This is a genomic window from Aquihabitans sp. G128 (genome assembly GCF_019048865.1).
Taxonomy (GTDB): Bacteria; Actinomycetota; Acidimicrobiia; order Acidimicrobiales; family Iamiaceae; genus Aquihabitans.
On record NZ_CP077604.1, the window covers coordinates 4,541,296 to 4,557,069 of the forward strand.

Annotated in this window: 18 protein-coding genes; 3 read left to right on the forward strand and 15 right to left on the reverse strand. The window is 73.8% G+C overall.

Annotated elements, in window-relative coordinates; translation table 11 throughout:
• Positions 1–43: 43 nt before the first annotated feature.
• The gene (locus KSP35_RS21810) at positions 44–415 is read right to left on the reverse strand and encodes a helix-turn-helix domain-containing protein (protein ID WP_216997868.1); all 372 of its coding nucleotides are present in this window, start codon (positions 413–415) and stop codon (positions 44–46) included.
• Positions 416–475: 60 nt separating this feature from the next.
• Here KSP35_RS21810 and KSP35_RS21815 point away from each other — a divergent pair, with 60 nt between their 5' ends.
• Positions 476–1,039 (forward strand): DoxX family protein, encoded by a 564-nt coding sequence (locus KSP35_RS21815; protein ID WP_216997869.1) that lies wholly within the window; start codon positions 476–478, stop codon positions 1,037–1,039.
• Positions 1,040–1,177: 138 nt separating this feature from the next.
• Here KSP35_RS21815 and KSP35_RS21820 read toward each other — a convergent pair whose 3' ends face one another.
• The 3 genes from KSP35_RS21820 to KSP35_RS21830 form a co-directional block, all read right to left on the reverse strand.
• Complete coding sequence (locus KSP35_RS21820; protein WP_216997870.1) at positions 1,178–1,363, reverse strand: hypothetical protein; 186 nt, start codon at positions 1,361–1,363, stop codon at positions 1,178–1,180.
• A gap of 142 nt (positions 1,364–1,505) precedes the next feature.
• A complete protein-coding gene (locus KSP35_RS21825; RefSeq protein WP_216997871.1) occupies positions 1,506–1,703 on the reverse strand; it encodes a ferredoxin in 198 nt (65 codons plus the stop codon).
• Positions 1,700–2,941, reverse strand: a complete 1,242-nt coding sequence (locus KSP35_RS21830; RefSeq protein ID WP_216997872.1) for a cytochrome P450 — start codon at positions 2,939–2,941, stop codon at positions 1,700–1,702. The genes KSP35_RS21825 and KSP35_RS21830 overlap by 4 nt, the downstream gene beginning before the upstream one ends.
• Positions 2,942–3,108: 167 nt before the next feature.
• Here KSP35_RS21830 and KSP35_RS21835 point away from each other — a divergent pair, with 167 nt between their 5' ends.
• Entirely contained in the window at positions 3,109–3,702 is a 594-nt protein-coding gene (locus tag KSP35_RS21835; RefSeq protein ID WP_254126876.1) for a sugar O-acetyltransferase, read from the forward strand.
• Here the strand turns inward: KSP35_RS21835 and KSP35_RS21840 are convergent.
• The 8 genes from KSP35_RS21840 to KSP35_RS21875 all read right to left on the reverse strand — a co-directional run bounded on the left by KSP35_RS21840 (position 3,699) and on the right by KSP35_RS21875 (position 11,479).
• Entirely contained in the window at positions 3,699–4,415 is a 717-nt protein-coding gene (locus KSP35_RS21840; RefSeq protein ID WP_216997873.1) for an acetoacetate decarboxylase family protein, read from the reverse strand. The two genes, KSP35_RS21835 and KSP35_RS21840, sit on opposite strands and share 4 nt — an antisense overlap.
• 84 nt (positions 4,416–4,499) lie before the next feature.
• Positions 4,500–5,438, reverse strand: coding sequence for a hypothetical protein (locus KSP35_RS21845; RefSeq protein WP_216997874.1), 939 nt, complete (start codon positions 5,436–5,438; stop codon positions 4,500–4,502).
• A complete protein-coding gene (locus tag KSP35_RS21850) occupies positions 5,435–7,123 on the reverse strand; it encodes a DUF885 family protein (RefSeq protein ID WP_216997875.1) in 1,689 nt (562 codons plus the stop codon). Before KSP35_RS21850 ends, KSP35_RS21845 begins: the two co-directional genes overlap by 4 nt.
• Positions 7,124–7,206: 83 nt before the next feature.
• Positions 7,207–7,821: a TetR/AcrR family transcriptional regulator gene (locus KSP35_RS21855; RefSeq protein ID WP_216997876.1), complete on the reverse strand. Its 615-nt coding sequence runs from the start codon at positions 7,819–7,821 to the stop codon at positions 7,207–7,209.
• A gap of 84 nt (positions 7,822–7,905) precedes the next feature.
• Positions 7,906–9,009, reverse strand: a complete 1,104-nt coding sequence (locus KSP35_RS21860) for a Zn-dependent alcohol dehydrogenase (protein ID WP_216997877.1) — start codon at positions 9,007–9,009, stop codon at positions 7,906–7,908.
• A 53-nt stretch (positions 9,010–9,062) separates the two neighbouring features.
• The gene (locus KSP35_RS21865) at positions 9,063–10,055 is read right to left on the reverse strand and encodes an alpha/beta hydrolase (protein WP_216997878.1); all 993 of its coding nucleotides are present in this window, start codon (positions 10,053–10,055) and stop codon (positions 9,063–9,065) included.
• 96 nt (positions 10,056–10,151) lie between these two features.
• Positions 10,152–10,421 carry a hypothetical protein gene (locus tag KSP35_RS21870; protein ID WP_216997879.1) on the reverse strand — a complete coding sequence of 90 codons (270 nt, stop codon included), beginning with the start codon at positions 10,419–10,421 and terminating at the stop codon, positions 10,152–10,154.
• 65 nt (positions 10,422–10,486) lie between these two features.
• Entirely contained in the window at positions 10,487–11,479 is a 993-nt protein-coding gene (locus tag KSP35_RS21875) for a hypothetical protein (RefSeq protein ID WP_216997880.1), read from the reverse strand.
• A gap of 569 nt (positions 11,480–12,048) precedes the next feature.
• On the opposite strand from KSP35_RS21875, the gene KSP35_RS21880 reads away from it, so the two are divergent.
• Entirely contained in the window at positions 12,049–12,720 is a 672-nt protein-coding gene (locus KSP35_RS21880) for a hypothetical protein (protein WP_216997881.1), read from the forward strand.
• A 4-nt stretch (positions 12,721–12,724) separates the two neighbouring features.
• On the opposite strand, the gene KSP35_RS21885 is transcribed toward KSP35_RS21880, so the two are convergent.
• The 3 genes from KSP35_RS21885 to KSP35_RS21895 form a co-directional block, all read right to left on the reverse strand.
• Positions 12,725–13,567, reverse strand: coding sequence for a hypothetical protein (locus KSP35_RS21885; protein WP_216997882.1), 843 nt, complete (start codon positions 13,565–13,567; stop codon positions 12,725–12,727).
• On the reverse strand, positions 13,564–14,091 hold the full coding sequence (locus KSP35_RS21890) for a hypothetical protein (protein WP_216997883.1): 528 nt from the start codon (positions 14,089–14,091) through the stop codon (positions 13,564–13,566). Before KSP35_RS21890 ends, KSP35_RS21885 begins: the two co-directional genes overlap by 4 nt.
• Positions 14,092–14,225: 134 nt before the next feature.
• On the reverse strand, positions 14,226–15,704 hold the full coding sequence (locus tag KSP35_RS21895; RefSeq protein WP_216997884.1) for a hypothetical protein: 1,479 nt from the start codon (positions 15,702–15,704) through the stop codon (positions 14,226–14,228).
• Between the last annotated feature and the right edge of the window lie 70 nt (positions 15,705–15,774).

The following is a 15,774-nucleotide window of genomic DNA, read 5'->3' on the forward strand; positions in this document are numbered from 1 at the left end:
GCCGACCGAGCGGAGCCGTGGGTCGATCGGCCCGGGCCGGCGCTCAGGCGTCGACGTGGGCGGCGGTGCCGAGGTGCTCGTCGGCCCAGTCGCCGAGGGCCAGCAGCGCCGGGCGCAGGGCCTGGCCCTTGGCGGTGAGGGCGTAGCGGACGCTCACCGGCGGCCCGTCGTCGACGTCGCGGTCGACGAGCCCGCAGTGGGCCAGCTCGCCGAGGCGGTCGGCCAGCATGCGCTCGCTGACGCCCGGGACGGTGCGGGCCAGCTCCGAGAAGCGGGCCGGGCCGGCCAGCAAGGTGCCGATGATGAGGCCGTTCCAGCGCTTGCCGAGCAGGGAGAAGACGGCGCCGAGGGCGTCGCAGTCGACCGCGGCGCAGCCGTCGGCCCCGTGCTCCTCGGCGGTGATCTGCTCGTCCACGCCGTCGAACGTACCGGAGGCGAAGTTGCTTTGGCTTCCATAGCTGCTACCTTTTCGTAAGTGACCTCCACCTCGACCTCCTCCACCGCTCGCGACCTCGCCCTCCTCGGGGCACGCGTGGTCCTCGGCGGCTACCTCGCCGCCCACGGCAGCCAGAAGCTCTTCGGAGCCCTCGACGGGCCGGGCCTCGACGCCGCCGGCGCCGGCTTCGAGTCCATGGGCCTCACGCCGGGCAAGCCCATGGCCGCCCTCGCCGCCGGCTCCGAGCTGGTCGGCGGCCTCGCCACCATCGCCGGCGTGGCCGACCCCATCGGCCCGTTCGCCATCGTCGGCACCATGGCGGTGGCCTCGGTGGTGCACGGGCCCCAAGGCCCGCTGGCCGCCAAGGGCGGCTACGAGCTGGCGCTGACGAACCTGGCCCTCGGCGGCGCGCTGCTCGCCACCGGCCCCGGCCGCTTCCGCCTCACGCCGGCGCTGCCCGCCTCGCTGGCCAAGACCGCGGCCGTGGTCGGCGGCGGCCTCACCGCCCTCTCGATCGCCAAGATCCTCGGCGCCCGCAAGGCCAAGGCCGCCGAAGCCGCCGCCGCGCCCATCGAGCCCGCCACCGACGAAGCCGCCGCCTGACCCGCCCCCGGGCCGAACCTCGGGTCCACGACCCGTGCGCGCGCCGGTGTGGGACCCGAGGTTCGTGATGGGTGAGGGGACGGGGGCGACCGGCGACCGGCGACCGGCGACCGCCCGAGGGTCGGGACGACCCGGTGGTCAGGACGACCAGTGGTGAGGGGCGATGGCGCGGAGGTCGGTGGGGGCGGTGGGGGCCGGCAGCAGCGAGCCGTCGGACAGGCGGCGGAGGGCGTAGCCCTCGTCGCGGATGTCGGCGATCACGAAGCCGGTGGTCCAGGTCTGCTCGAAGGCGCAGTACACCTCGACGGCCTCACCAACGTCCATGGGGTTCCCCTTCACTCGTGGGCTTCCCCTCCCCGATGGCGACCACCGTCGCGCCTGGTGTCCGGAATGTCCACGCCGCCCCCCGCAACGATCCGGTGAACGATCTCTGGCGCGCCGAAGACAGGTGGGCGCAGGGTGCGGCTCAGGCCTCGACGGTGATGGCGTACTCGGGGCAGTTGTCGGCGGCCAGGGTGGCGGCCTCCTCCATGCCCTCGGGCACGACGCCGTCGGCCGCGAGCAACAGGGCGTAGCCCTCGTCGTCGGAGTCGAAGAGGTCCGGCGCCAGGGCGTAGCAGCGGCCGTGGCCCTGGCACTTCTCGCTGTCGAGGGTGATCTTCATCGAGCGTCCTCCGTGCGCAGGATCCGGATCGGCAGCTCGCGCGGGCCGCGCACCTGGCCGGTGGACCAGCGGACGGTCGAGGGGTCGTCGGACGCCAGCTCGAAGTCGGGCACCCGCTTCATCCACTCGTCGACGGCGACGGTGAGCTCGAGGCGGGCGAGGTTGGAGCCGAGGCAGCGATGGATGCCGAGGCCGAAGGCGACGTGCCGGTTGCGCTGGCGGTCGATCACGAACTCGTCGGCCTGCTCGAACGCCTCGGGGTCGCGGTTGGCGGCCGGGAACGGGAGCATCACCCAGTCGCGCTTCGCCACCGGGCAACCGCCGATCTCGGTGTCGGTGGCGGCGATGCGGGCCATGGTGACCGGCGCGTAGAAGCGCAGGAACTCCTCGATGGCGAAGGGCAGCACGGCGGGGTCGTCCACCAGGCGCCGGCGGTCCTCGGGGTGCTGGGCCAGGTGCCACAGCGAGGCGCCGATGGCCGACCACGTGGTGTCGATGCCGGCGATGATCAGCAGGGCGATGGTGCCGAAGATGTGCTCGTTGGTGAGCGGCTGGCCGTCGACCTCGGTGGAGAGCAGGAAGCCGATGAGGTCGTCCTGCGGTGGCTCGTTGCGCCGACGGGTGAGGTGGGTGGTCAGGTAGTAGAGGAGCGTGTCCTCGGGGGCGAGGGTGCCGCTGTACTCGCCCGGCTTCTCGATGATGCGGTGGATGAAGAGGCGGAAGCGGTCGCCGTCCTCCTTGGGCAGCCCGAGCATGTCGGCGATGACGCGCACCGGGATGTGCTGGGCGTAGGCCCGGGCCACGTCGACCACGTCGCCGTCGGGGCCGAGGTCGGCGAGCAGCTCGTCGATGAGCTCCTGGCACGAGGCGCGGGCGCCCTCCTCGAGGCTGGCGATGGCCTTGGGGCCGAAGGCCGGCAGCAGGAGCCGGCGGGCATCGGCGTGGAACGGCGGGTCCGACGTGATGGGCGGGGCGTAGCCCATGGGGGCGAGGCCCTCGGGCTTGAACACGTTGACGATCACGCCTTCGGAGCTGAAGTGCTCGGTGTCGTGGGCGATGGCCGCGATGTCCTCGTGGCGGGTGGGCAGCCAGACGCCGCCGTGGGCCTCGGAGTGGGCGACCGGGCACGTGCCGCGCAGCTCCTCCCAGACCTGGGGCGCCACCGCGGCGTAGGCGTCGCTGGTGTGGTCGAACTCGGTGGCCCAGTCGGGCGCCGGTGCGGGCTTGAGGTCGGTCATGGCGAGTTCCTCTACGTGGGCGGGTCCACCCCCTGCGGACCCGGTCGATAATACGCGTTATCGGCACGGCGGGCCTCGGATGTGACCCATGTCCTGCGATCCGTCGACGTCGAGGCCGCCCGAGCAGGCCGAGCGAGCGGCGCGATCCACGGCGGTACGGTCGGCCCATGGCGAACGATCCGATCCCCCCGACCCAGCGGGAGCTGATGCTCTCGGGCCAGTGGTACCAGGCGAACGACTCGTCGGACCCGGAGCTCCAGGAGCTCGCCGAGCGTCGACGGAAGCTCTCGGTGGTGGTCAACGACGTCCGCTCCGAGCCGGCGGAGGTGCGCGCTGCGCTGCACGAGCTGTTGGGCTCGGTCGGTGAGGGCGCGGTCATCCGGCCGCCGTTCCACTGCGACTACGGCAGCCACATCTCGATCGGGCCCGACGCGTTCGTGAACTACGGCGCCGTGCTGCTCGACTGCGCGCCGATCACCATCGGGGCCGCCACCCAGATCGCCAGCAACGTGCAGCTGCTCACCCCGGACCACCCGCGGGACCCGGTGCGCCGCCGCCAGGGCTGGGAGGCTGCCCACCCCATCACCATCGGTGAGAACGTGTGGCTGGGCGGTGGGGTGATCGTGTGCGGCGGCGTCACCATCGGCGACGACGCCATCGTCGGCGCCGGTGCGGTGGTCGTCCGCGACGTGCCGGCCGGGGCGACCGTGGTGGGCAACCCGGCCCGCCGCATCGGCCCTCGCCCGGGCCCGAGCGCCTAGAGGGGCGAGCCGAGCTGGAAGGTGGCGCTGAGGCCGGTGCCCCAGGTGCCGAAGTCGGGCGCCTTCGGCAGGCCGAGCGAACGCAGCTCGTCGGCCACGGGCCCGGAGCCGAGCTCGATCACCACGGTGGCGGGGTCGAGCAGGCCGGTGCCCAGGTCCATGGCCAGCGGGGTCTCGTGGGGCACGCCGTGGAGGTACGAGTAGCTGCCCGTCTCCACGCGAGACGGCTCGCCCATCGCCTCGACGGCGGGGAACGACACCGACAGGACCGGCGCCCCGCCGTCGGTCATGGCGAAGGTCACCCGACCGTCGGCGTGGGTGACCGAGAGCTCCTCGACGGTCTTGGGGAAGCCCATGACCTCGTTGCCGGCCTCGCAGGTGAAGGCCTGGTCCACCGGCATGCGGTACACGAACGAGCCCAGCACCTCGTCGCCGGCGCCGGCCGGGCGGGCCAGGAACCCGAGGTTGAGCTCGAGGTAGTCGCCCCACGGGTTCTGGTGGTAGTCGCACAGGGCCAGCACGAACTGGGCCACGCCGTCGGTGGCGACGACCTCGAAGGCGTCGCCGGGCAGCAGCGCCTGGGCGGCCTCGGCGGGGACCGAGAACACCAGGGTGGCGGCGTCGAACTCGTCGACCTCCATGGGGAAGGTGATGTCCTGGCCCTGGATCTGGCCCCAGACGGCGGGGGCGGGGGCAGCGGTGGTGTCGGTCATCGGGCGCTCCTGGGTCACGGTCGCACCAGTGAACCACGCGGTGCCGACCAGAGCTGACGATCCGTCAGATCTGCGGACGTGGCCTCACGTGGGCAGGCGGCGGGCGACGGCGGCGAGGCCGCCCGATGCGACGGCCATGGCCACCACGAGCGTCGGCCAGATCCAGCGCGGCGACGAGCCGTTGCGGTCGTCGGTGCCCATCCCGCCCGTGGCTCGGGGCCGGCGCTCGGCGACCGGCTTCGGTGCCGCGGTCGTGGTGGTGGTCGGCGGGTCCTGGACGATGCTGGTGGCGGGGATCAGCTCGACCGCCTCGGTGGTCGTGGTGGTGGGCGGCAGCGTCGTGGTGGTCGGCGGGGCGGTGGTGGTGGTCGTGGTGGTGGGCGGCGGCACGGCGGCCTGCTCGGCGTCGACCACCTGGCCGGCCACCAGGTCGGCCATCAGCCGGGCGCCGCCACCCGACAGGTGGAGGCCGTCGCCGCCGGTGGCGCCCGGGTTGGCGGTGGCGACCGCGTTCCAGTCGGCCACCTGCACGTTGGGCCTCGACGCCGCCTGGGCGCGCAGGAAGGCGTTGACCGTGGCGTAGTACGGCCGCACCTCGTGGAGGGTCAGCAGCACCACTCGGGGGACGCGGGCGAACTGGTCGAGCATCTGGCGGTAGGGCGGCTGGTAGGCGCCGGGGGACCCGCCGTCGTTGTGGGCCACCAGGATCACCACCACGTCCCAGTCGGCCCCGTAGGTGGCCGCCGCTGCGGCGGTGGCCCCGGTGCTGCGGCTCACCACGGCGTCCTCGGTGACCTGACGGCCGGGCAGCGCCGCAGGGATGGCCGCCTCGGCGCCCTTGATCACGCTGTCGCCCAGCACCAGCACCCGGGTGGGGCGGTTCGGGAACACCGGGCGGTGGACGGCGGGCGCCCGGCGCGGCGCTGACGCCGCCACCCCGGCGACGCCCAGGACGGCGACGAGGACGGTGGCGGCGACCGCCAAGGCGCGAGCGAGCAAGGAGGTGCGGCGCACGTGGGTCACGCGCCCGTCCAGGCGGCCACGCGCTCGGCCAGCACCGGCAGGCTGACGGTGGCCGCACCGAGCACGACGTCGTGGAAGCCGGGCAGCGAGAAGGCGTCGCCGAGGCGGGCCTCGGCCTCGGCCCGCAGCCGGAGGATCTCGCGCTGGCCGACCTTGTAGGCGAGGGCCTGGCCGGGCATCCCGATGTAGCGGTCGATCTCGGTGACGATCTCGTCCTTGCTGACCGGGGCGTGCTCGACCATGAAGTCGATGGCCTGCTGGCGGGTCCAGCCCAGGGCGTGGAGCCCGGTGTCGACCACCAGGCGGCAGGCTCGCCACGAGTCGCTGGCCAGCATGCCGAGGCGGTCGAGGTCGGTCTCGTAGAGGCCCATCTCCTCGGCCAGCCGCTCGGTGTAGAGGGCCCAGCCCTCGACGTAGGCGGTGTGGCCCCAGCTCAGCCGGCGGAAGGCGGGGAGGTCGGTGCGCTCGGCGGCGATGGCCAGCTGGAGGTGGTGGCCGGGGATGGCCTCGTGGAACGCGATCGACGCGGTCTCGGCGCGACCCTTGGTGGTGGGCTCGTGCAGGTTGACGTGGTACTCGCCGGGCCGGCTCCCGTCGGGCGCCGGGGGCGTGTAGTACGCGGCGGGCGCGTCGGCGGCCAGGTAGTCGGGGATGGGCGTGAGCTGGCACGGCGCCTCGGGGAGGATGCCGAACCACTCGCCCATCCGCGCCGTGGCGGCGTCGAGGCAGTGGCGGGCGTGGGCCAGGATCTCGTCGCCGTCGCGGTAGCGGAGGTCGTCGTCGGTGAGCAGGTGCTCGAAGATCTCGGCCAGGTCGTCGGTGCCGAACTGGCGGAGGCCGACCTCGCGGTACTGCGCCGGGAGCACCTCGAGCACCTCGTGGCGGCCGATCTCGTGCAGCTCCTCGGCCGTGAGGTCGAGGCCGGTGTGCAGGGCGATCAGCGTGCGGTAGAGCTCGGGCCCGTCGGCCAGCCACTGGAGGCCGGCCTGCTCGTCGGGGCGGGCGACGGGCAGGAGCTCGTCGGCCAGCACGGCGCGGTAGCGCTCGAACGCCGGGCGCAGGTGGTCGACCACTGCGGCGGTCAGCTCGACGCGCCACGCCGCCTCCCCGTCCCAGCCCTCGGGCCCGGCGAGCAGGGCGAAGGGGTCCTGGTCGAGCGGGGACGCCAGGTAGCCGTCGACCTGGTTGAGGGACCGCTCGATGTTGATCCGGGCCGGGGTGCGGCCGGCGGCCAGGCCCTGGCGGAAGCGCTCGGCGGCCTGGTCGAGCATGGTGCCGAGGCGCTGCACGCGCACGACGGCCGGCCCGGTGTGGGCGACCTCGGAGGCCCGCAGCTGGCCGGCCGTGATGAGCAGGTCGGCGTGGACGCCCTCCATCTGGTCAGACGCCAGCTCCACCAGCCGGGCGTCGATGCCGATCAGGTTGTCGCGCAGCTCGCCGGCGAGCAGGCCGTGGGTGACGCGATCGGTCTCGTCGAGCGTGGCCGGGTCGATCGCCTCGGCCTCGGCCAGGAAGCCGGCCCACGTGGCCCGCTGGGCGGCCTCGCCCTCGGCGGAGAGGTCGTCGACGCGGTCGTCGTAGCGGTGGTCGCCGAGGAAGGTGGCGAAGAGGGGGCTGGCCTCGAGGCGGGCCTCCCAGTACCGGTCGGCGAGGTCACGCAGCTGGGGGGAGGGCGATGACGTCATGGCCGTCCATGCTGGCACGCCCTCCTGCCTGCGTCGGCCCGAGGTCCGGTTCGGTCGGTTCCGGGGTGCGGGCGTCCGGACGGCTAGCGGTTGACGCCGCGGAGGCCGGACCAGGCCAGCTGGGCCACGAGGTCGGCCAGCTCGTCGGCGTCGACGCCGGGGCCGAGGCCGAGGCCCAGCCAGTGCCGGCTGGTGGACTCGGCGAGCCCGACGACGCCGAAGGCGAGCACGTGGCGCTGGTCCTCGCTCAGCCCGTCGACCACGATCAGCGACGCGATGCGGTCGGCCATCATCGACTCGACCTTGGCCACCGCGGCGGCCAGCTCGCGGTCGACCCGGTTGCGATCGGCGAAGAGCACGGTGAAGGCCGCACCCTGGCTGGTGGCCCAGCGGAAGTACGCCCGGAACCCGGCCTCCACCTGCTGGCGGGGCCCCTGGGCCTCGGCCACGGCGGCCACGATCGCCTGCTCCAGCCCGGACCCGAGGTCGTCGACCAGCTCGCGGTAGAGCGCCTTCTTCGAGGTGAAGTGCTGGTAGAGGACCGGCTTGGTGACCCCGGCGGCCTCGGCGACGTCGTTCATCGACGTGTCGTGGAAGCCGTGCTCGGCGAAGGCGTGCAGCGCCACCTCGAGGAGCTGGCGGCGGCGCTCGGCGGCCGGGAGGCGGAGCGTGGTGGGGCGTTCGGTGGTGTCGGTCATCGCTTCGCCGCCCAGGCTAGGGCGGGTCGGCCGAGGGCCCGGTACCCGGTGCCGTTGCCCAGCATCGGCCGACGGGGGGGCGGGTCAGCCGTGGCGGATGACCGAGCGGGCCACGGTGCCCGCCTGCATGTCGGCGAAGGCCTCGTTCACCTGGTCGACGGTGATCTCCTTGGAGATGAGATCCTCCAGCTGGAGCTCGCCGCGCTCCCAGAGGTCGAGCAGCTTGGGGACGTCCTCGTGGACGTTGGAGGAGCCGTACCAGCAGCCGCTGATCTTCTTGGCCTGGTAGAGCCAGGTGAACGCCACGTTCAGGTTGATCACCACGTCCATGCGGGGCACGCCCACCAGGACCACCTCGCCGCCGGAGCGGACCGCCTTGATGGCCTGCTCGATCACCGGGCCGAGGCCCACCACCTCGAAGGCCACGTCCGCGCCGCGGCCCTCGTTGTGCACCGCCACCGCGCTCACGGGGTCCTCCTCGGTGCTGTCGATGGTGTGGGTGGCGCCGAAGGACCGGGCCAGGTCGAGCTTCGAGGCGAACTGGTCGACGGCGATGATCGTGGTGGCGCCGGCGATCCGGGCGCCCTGGATGACGTTGAGGCCCACGCCGCCGCAGCCGAACACCACGACGGTGTCGCCGGGGGCGATGGTGGCGGTGTTGAGGGCGGCGCCCACGCCGGTGAGCACCCCGCAGCCCAGGAGGGCGGCCACCTCGAGCGGCACCGACTCGGGGATCTTCACCAGCGAGATCGCCGGCACGATGGCCTGTTCGCCGAAGGTCCCGAGGTAGGCCATCTGGTGCAGCGCCGCCCCGCCGCTGGTGAGGCGGGTGGTGCCGTCGGCCAGGCCGCCGGACACCTGCAGCGACGCCCGCTCGCACAGGTACGACTGGTGGTGGAGGCACATGTGGCACTCGCCGCACGCCGGCACGAACGTGAGCACCACGTGGTCGCCGACGGCGACGGTGCTGACGCCCTCGCCCACCTCTTCGACCACGCCGGCGCCCTCGTGGCCCAGGACGATGGGCGTGGGCAGGCGGATGGTGCCGTTCTGGACCGAGAGGTCCGAGTGGCACACGCCGCTGGCCGCGACGCGCACCCGGACCTCGCCCGGGCCGGGGGCGGCGACCTCGATGTCGTCGCGCACCTCGATCGGGGTGTCGACGGCGGGGAGGACGGCGGCCTTCATGGGGGACTCCTGGTGGCGAGGCGGGGCGCGGGGACCCTACCCGTGGCCTCCGATCACACCCCGACGCCGAAGCCGGCCCGCAGCGCGGCCGCGGCGTCGGCGATGGCCTGGTCCGAGACCTCGGTCAGGGTGGCCATGGCCCAGAACCCGTGGATCATGGTCGGGTGCTCCACGAGCACCGTCGCCACGCCGGCGTCGGCCAGCCGCTGGTGGTAGGCCCGGCCCTCGTCCCGCAGCGGGTCGTAGCCGGCCACCTGCACGTGGGCGGGGGCGGCCCGGGCCAAGGCGGCGTCGTCGGCGAAGAGGGGCGAGACCGAGGGATCGTCGGCGGCCAGGCCTCCGGCCAGGTTGCACGCGACGAACCACCGCATGGTCTCGGCGGTGAGGAAGTAGCCCTCGCCGTTCTCCTCCACCGAGGGCGAGGCCAGCGTGAGGTCGGTGGTGGGGTACACGAGCAGCTGCAGGGCGAGCGGGGGCCCGACCTCGCCCGCTCGCAGGGCGACGAGGGCGGCCAGGTTCCCCCCTGCGCTGTCGCCGCCCACCGCGACGGGCGCCCCGGGAGCGAGGCCGAGCTCGTCGAGGTGCTCCGCGGCCCACGTGGTGGCGGCCCAGCAGTCGTCGAAGCCGGCGGGGGCGGGGTGCTCGGGGGCCAGGCGGTAGTCGACCGACACCACCACGCAGCCGGCGGCGACCGCGAGTCGGCGCTGGGTGGCCTCGGCGGTGTCGAGGTCGCCGATGACCCAGCCGCCGCCGTGGAACCAGACCAGCACGCCGGTGAGCTCGGCCACCTCGGGCACCACGATGCGGACGGGCACGTCACCAGCGGGCCCGGGGACCGTGCGGTCGGTGGCGGAGCGCACCGGGAGCGGCTCGCCCTCGACGCCGCGCAGGTTGCGGAACGCCTCGCGCGCCTCGTCCGGGGTGAGCGTCGACATCGGCGCCACCGACGGGTCGGCCAGCAGGGCCAGCAGCGGCGCGAACGCCGGGTCGACCGGCGGGCGATCGCTCGAGCCGGTGTCGGTGGGATCGGGGTCGGTGGCGGTCACGGTGCGCTCCGGAGGGTGGCGGCTCGGCGGTCGGCCGGACCGTAGCCCCGTGGCTGCGGCCGCGACCCGGATCGCGGCGGGCCCGGCGGTGCGGCGTCAGTGGCCGGAGCCCAGGCCCTGCTCGTCGCGCTCGGCGGCCTTCACCGCGTAGCCGAAGACGATGGCGGGGGCGAGGATCAGCGAGCCCACGAGCAGGCAGGCCACGATGGCCGTGGCCAGGCCCGAGGTGTAGCCGGTGAAGAGCCCGTAGAAGAACAGCGGCATGGAGAGGGCGAAGAGCCCGTAGCCCACCCGCTGGCCGATCGCCACGGCCCGGGCGATGGCCGCCCGCCGGGCGAGGACGGGGTCGGTGGAGGCGGCGGGCACCGCCCGAGGCTATCGGCGCCTCGTGGACCGCCCCGCCTCGCGACCGCCTGGGGCGGCGGTCGGGGTCAGTTCACCTGCCAGAGGCTGTCGGTGGCGGTGCCGGCCCGGTAGACGAACAGGTCCTCGCGTGCCGCGGTGGTGAAGTGGCCGGTGACGAGCGAGACGTCGGGCCCGCCGGCGAACCAGGGGATGAGGCTCTCGTTGCGGGTGGCCTTGAGGCTGGGGCCCCCGGGCAGCAGCGACCACACCACGTCGGTCGTCGGGTAGCTGGCCGGCTGGTGCCGGCCCTTCGCCGTGGCGTTGACGATCACGTCCTTCGGGCCGCCGCGCAGCACCACCTCGAAGCCGGAGGATCGCTGGGCCAGCGGCACCCGGGTGGAGCGGAAGGTGCCGTCGGCTCGGCCCTCCCACACGTACTGGGGGCCGTCCTCGACGGAGAAGCCGGCCTCGGTCTGGGCCGAGCCGGTCCACACGATGTCGCGGGGCCGGTCGCCGTAGGCGCTGAACCGGCCGACGCGGGGCGTGTAGCCGCCGTCGATCTTCAGGGTGGTGGCGGTGAAGGTCTTCCCCGTGCCGCCGTCGCGGCGCCAGAGCGGGTCGGGAGCCGTGCCGGGGCGGTACCAGAGCACGTCGGCGTCGCCGTCGCCGTCGAAGTCGCCGACCACCGGCGTGGCGGTGGCCGGACGGGTGACCGTGCCGGTGGTGTCGGGCACGCCCGAGCCATCGTCGGGGAAGACCCAGAGCGCCGCCGGCGTCGCCGCGCCCGGGGTGGTGGCCGGCTCCCAGATCAGGTCGTCCTTGCCGGCGCTCGACTGGCTGTCGGGCAGGAGGATGGGCTTCAGGCCCGGGCCCTGCTCGGGGTTCGACACGGTGAGCCCGTTGGTGCCCGTCGCAGTCCAGAGCTGATCCGGTCCGTCGGGGGCGTACCAGTAGATGTCGTCTCGGTCGTCGCCGGTGAAGTCGCCGACCGTCGCCGTGTAGCCGGGGCCGAGCTGGGGGGGCGGGGACGTCGCGCTCGAACGGGTCCCCCAGCCCGCCGCCGCTCCAGCGGAAGTCACGGCCAGCGGACGAGTACCAGTAGATGTCGTCGAGGGCGGGGTCGGAGAAGCGGCCGACGACGGGGGAGAAGGTGCCGTTCACCCGCACGGCACCGTCTCGGACGATGGTGAAGAACGGAGGTGGGGCCGGCGTGGCCACCGCCGGCACGGCGGGCATGACCGAGCCGACGGCGGCGCCGAGGGCCAGGGCCGCGACGGCCATGCGGGTGGAGGTGCGCCGGATCAGCCGTGCCGCCATGGGGTTCCCCTGCTTCGCCGCCCGGCCGATCGCCGGGATGCCCGCACGCTACGGCGCCGCCGGCTCCTGCGCCGGAGGCCGGTGGGCTCGATCGCGAGAGCGGGGGAGGCGGGCCGGTGGGCCCGCCTCCCCCGTGTCCCGGCCGACGCTTCCCAGGCCGACCGGGACCGTTCCCGGTGGGCGGCCACCGGGAGGTCGAGGTCGGGAGGGAGCGGGGAGCCCCGCCCGACGGCATGCTACGGAAAAGTAGCAGAGGCGGTCGGTGTCGACAAGGGCGTCGGCACCGATCGACGGCCTGCTCGCCATCCGGTCGTGTGCGAGGCTCCGCCCCATGACCAACGGTGATGCGCTCGACCCGGCGGATGAACCGTGGGGCGACCCCGACGAGGACGGCACCTGGGGCGGCGACGACGGGACGTCGAGCGATCGCGACGCCGAGGGCTGGCGCGACGCGCTGGAGGTGCTGGCCCTCCTGGTCCTGCTGGGCGTGGTCGGCACCGTGGGCCAGGCGCTCTTCACCGGCCTCGGCTACTCGGAGGTCGTCGGGACCGACCCCGCCAGCCCGAGCCGGTGGACCTCGATCGCCAACTTCCTGGTCCAGGGCGGCTCGGTGATCACCGCCGGCCTGGTCGCCCTGGCGCTGGGGCTCGTGCTGCTGGCGCCGGGACCCGTCGGCCGACGGGGTCGCTGGGCGCTCCAGGCCATCCCGCCCCTCGGCGTGGTGGTGGCCACCCTGGCCGTGCTCGGCATCGAAGAGGTGCTGCGCAACGCCGGGGGCGGCCTCGGGGGCTTCTCCGACGCGTCCGGCCCGGGCCACGCCGACCTCTACGGCAAGGTCGCCGGCGTCGTCGCCTTCGTCCCGGCCGTGGCGGTGGCCGCCTTCGCGGCGGCCACCGCCTGGCGGGCCCTCGCCGCCCTCACCCCGCGGCGAGCCCTCGTCGACGATCTCGACGGTGACGAGCCCTACGAGATCGACCTCGACCGGGACGACCTCGAGCGCTGACGGGTCACCCCCGGACCGCGACCTCGCAGGCGACGAGCAGGTCGTGCACGGTCAGCCGCTGCTCGAAGGCGCTGAGCGCGAGGGGCCCGAGCGGCGCGACCCGAGCATCGAGCGCATCGACCAGCTCGAGGAGAGCGAGGGAGTCGAGGCCCAGGTCGTCGACGAGCGCGTGCCCGCCGGTGATGTCGTCGTGGTCGACGGCTCGTGGCGCCACCTCGCCGATCAGCGCCAGGAGCTCGGCGAACGTCGGGACGCCACCGCCCGCCGAGGTCGGCCTGGCGAGGGCGCAGGCGAGGAAGGGCTCGGCCCACAGCGCGTAGATGTGGAGGTCGACCACCTCCTGGCCGATCCGCACGTGGGCACGTCGCACGCCCTCGTGGGTGAGGCCCGGACGGCGATTGAGCAGGCGGGCGAGCTGGCCGGCCGGCCCGGCGGGCATCTCGACGGTCACCTTCCGCACGCCGGCGTGGCGGAAGGCGTAGTCGAGGAACACGTCGATCCCCTCGCCGGCGATGATGCCGGCGGTCGGGCGCCGCGGGTCGACGAAGGCGGTGAGCTCGCCGGTGCCCGAGAGCGGATCGAGGCCGTGCAGCCCGACGTGGCCGACCGCCAGCCCGGTGGCACGCTCGGTGAGCGCGAAGCCGAGCTCTCCGGTGATGAGGTCGGCGAACTGCTCCGGGCCCACCAAGAGCCCGCGGGTGCGCCAGGTCGTGCCGGCGCCGCTGCACAGCGCGATCTCGTAGAGGCGGTCGATGCTCGCCAGCGCAGCGGGCACCAACCGGACGTGGCGACCTTCGAGCGGCCCACTCGCTGCCGCCTCGCGGTTCGGGTCCCGGGTGCCGGTCATCGGTCGGCTCGAGCCAGGGCTGCGGTCGCCCGGTCCTCGGCGGGTCGACAGCTCGGTTCTCCGAGCGGACGGGTGCAATAGGTCATCGGCATGACCACGTCGGCGTGGCCCCGCCTGCCGGTCTCGGTGACGTACGAGAGCCGCACGCCGAGCAGCGAACCGCCGGGAGCGCCGCCCGTGATGACCGCGTCGAGGTAGAGCTGGTACGAGCTGCCGCAGCAGCGGACCTCGCTGCCGAGCACGGGCCGCAGCTCGACCTGTCCTCGCCCGGCGTCGTGGTCGACCTGGGCCTGGAGGCCGCCGGGGACGAACGGACCCTGGAAGCGGGGATTGTCGTCATCTCGCTCGACCATCAGCAAGCGGTGGAGGCGCATGCCGTCGGCACCGAGGCCCCGGACGGCCGTGATCCGAACCGAGCGGGCAGTCGGCACCCACAGCACGCCGACGCCGCCGGTCATGAAGTGCTGGCCGACGGTGGCGCTGCCCTGCGAGTTGATGACGGCGGCCGATCCCGCAAGGGCCACGGCGACCCGGCTCGGCGTCACCGCCACCGGCCTCGGAGCGGTGGCCCTTCCTCCCACGATGCCCAGCGCCACGAGGCCGACGGCGGATGCGCCGAGGCGCCACCGGCGAGCGCGCGCTGAGGGCCTTCGGCCGGTCACTGCCGGGTGCCACCGAGTGCGACGACGAAACCAGGATCGGCGTAGCGGTCGCCGGGGTTGCCGGTGTAGCCACAGAGGTACTTGGTGGTGTTCATCTTGTTCGTCCACGACGTGAACGCGTGCGTGGTCGCCGACACGCGCGACTTCTTCGAACGGGTGCGACTGCCCTGCACGCTGCCCATCACGCCGCCGACCGACGCGCCGAGCTTGAAGGTCGACCCGTTCTCGAACGATTGGGAGCTGCCCTGGCTCCGCTTGAGGCCGCCGCCGGGGTTGATCTGGTAGGTGACCCCCTCGGTGGAGTCACCGCAGGGCCGGACGTACTTGTGCGTCTGCGGGTCGACGTCGAGGCGGTGCAGGATCGTCCTCGTCTGGCCGAGCACGGCGTTCGACTGGGCGAGGTCAGCGAGCTCGAGGCTCAGGTACGCGTTGGCGTAGGTCGTCGTCTGCGTGGCGTAGGTCCGCGGTATGTCGATGCACTCGTAGAGCTGGGCCCACGCTCGCCAGTCGAGGCCGTAGATGTTGGCGGCCCGCGCCGACGTGACCAGGCCGGTGTAGTTGTTGACCGTCACCTCGTCGCCGGCACTGACCGAACCGCTGAGGACGCTCTCGCCGGACACCCCGAGCTTGACGCTGCCGAAGGTGGCGCTGAAGTCGGCCTTCAGCGAGACGTTGTCGGCACGTTCGACGAAGGTCGAGTTGGCCGTCAGGTAGTCGTTCTCGATGTCCCAGCTCACCGGCTCCGCCTGGTTGCCGTTCTTGTCGAGCTTGGGCTGGACGAGCGCGCTACCGGTGGTGATGTTCGCTGCCGGGAGCGGGATGATCGCCCCTGGTGAGACCACGGGCCGGCAGGTCGAGCTGGTGGCTGTGGTCGTCCCGCCAGCGGTCTGGCGGGCCGTGGTCGAGGGGGCGACGCGCGACGCGGGCGCGTCCGGCAGCTCGAGCCGGAGGCCACCTCCATCGGTCGATCTACGGCTGGAGCGCGAGGCCGGGGCCCCGCCATCGACACTCGTGCGGGTCCACGCGGCGATCGAGCGGTCCCAGGCCACCTGGACCTTGTCCGTGGTGACGGCGCCCCCGGGCGAGGACGTGACCAGCGTGACCGTGTGGAGCTGCCCGTCGGCCAGGCGTCCCGGGAGCGCTCGCAGCGCGAAGCGGCCCAGGGGATCGGTGAACGTGTAGGCGAGGGGCACCAGGGCCTGGCCGGCATCCGGCGCGTAGTAGGCGTCGATGCGCGTCTGGGCCGGCGCGATGTCGCTCGCGGCGCCGATCGAGACCGTTCCCTGGGCGAAGGCCGGCAGCCCGCTGGCGGAGGACTCGGGCAGGGCAGCGAAGCGATCGCCCGGTGGGAGCGGCGGCTGGCCCTGGGCCGGACGGGCGATCGCCGACGTGGCGGGAGTGAGGGCGGTGGTCGCGGAGGTGCCGAGGAGTCCGGCGATCGTGCCGAGACCGGTGAGGACCTTGCGTGGGGACATGGCTGGTTCCTCTCGCCGGCAGGCCGGGGTCCGGACGTTCCGGGCCGCCTGCCACGGTGCTACCCATGCG

Excerpts from the sequence above, each read along its gene's own strand:
- KSP35_RS21820 (WP_216997870.1), bottom strand. The coding sequence starts at position 1,363 with ATGGACGTTGGTGAGGCCGTCGAGGTGTACTGCGCCTTCGAGCAGACC.
- KSP35_RS21825 (WP_216997871.1), bottom strand. The coding sequence starts at position 1,703 with ATGAAGATCACCCTCGACAGCGAGAAGTGCCAGGGCCACGGCCGCTGC.
- KSP35_RS21830 (WP_216997872.1), bottom strand. The coding sequence starts at position 2,941 with ATGACCGACCTCAAGCCCGCACCGGCGCCCGACTGGGCCACCGAGTTC.
- KSP35_RS21835 (WP_254126876.1), top strand. The coding sequence starts at position 3,109 with ATGGCGAACGATCCGATCCCCCCGACCCAGCGGGAGCTGATGCTCTCG.
- KSP35_RS21840 (WP_216997873.1), bottom strand. The coding sequence starts at position 4,415 with ATGACCGACACCACCGCTGCCCCCGCCCCCGCCGTCTGGGGCCAGATC.
- KSP35_RS21850 (WP_216997875.1), bottom strand. The coding sequence starts at position 7,123 with ATGACGTCATCGCCCTCCCCCCAGCTGCGTGACCTCGCCGACCGGTAC.
- KSP35_RS21855 (WP_216997876.1), bottom strand. The coding sequence starts at position 7,821 with ATGACCGACACCACCGAACGCCCCACCACGCTCCGCCTCCCGGCCGCC.
- KSP35_RS21860 (WP_216997877.1), bottom strand. The coding sequence starts at position 9,009 with ATGAAGGCCGCCGTCCTCCCCGCCGTCGACACCCCGATCGAGGTGCGC.
- KSP35_RS21880 (WP_216997881.1), top strand. The coding sequence starts at position 12,049 with ATGACCAACGGTGATGCGCTCGACCCGGCGGATGAACCGTGGGGCGAC.
- KSP35_RS21885 (WP_216997882.1), bottom strand. The coding sequence starts at position 13,567 with ATGACCGGCACCCGGGACCCGAACCGCGAGGCGGCAGCGAGTGGGCCG.
- KSP35_RS21895 (WP_216997884.1), bottom strand. The coding sequence starts at position 15,704 with ATGTCCCCACGCAAGGTCCTCACCGGTCTCGGCACGATCGCCGGACTC.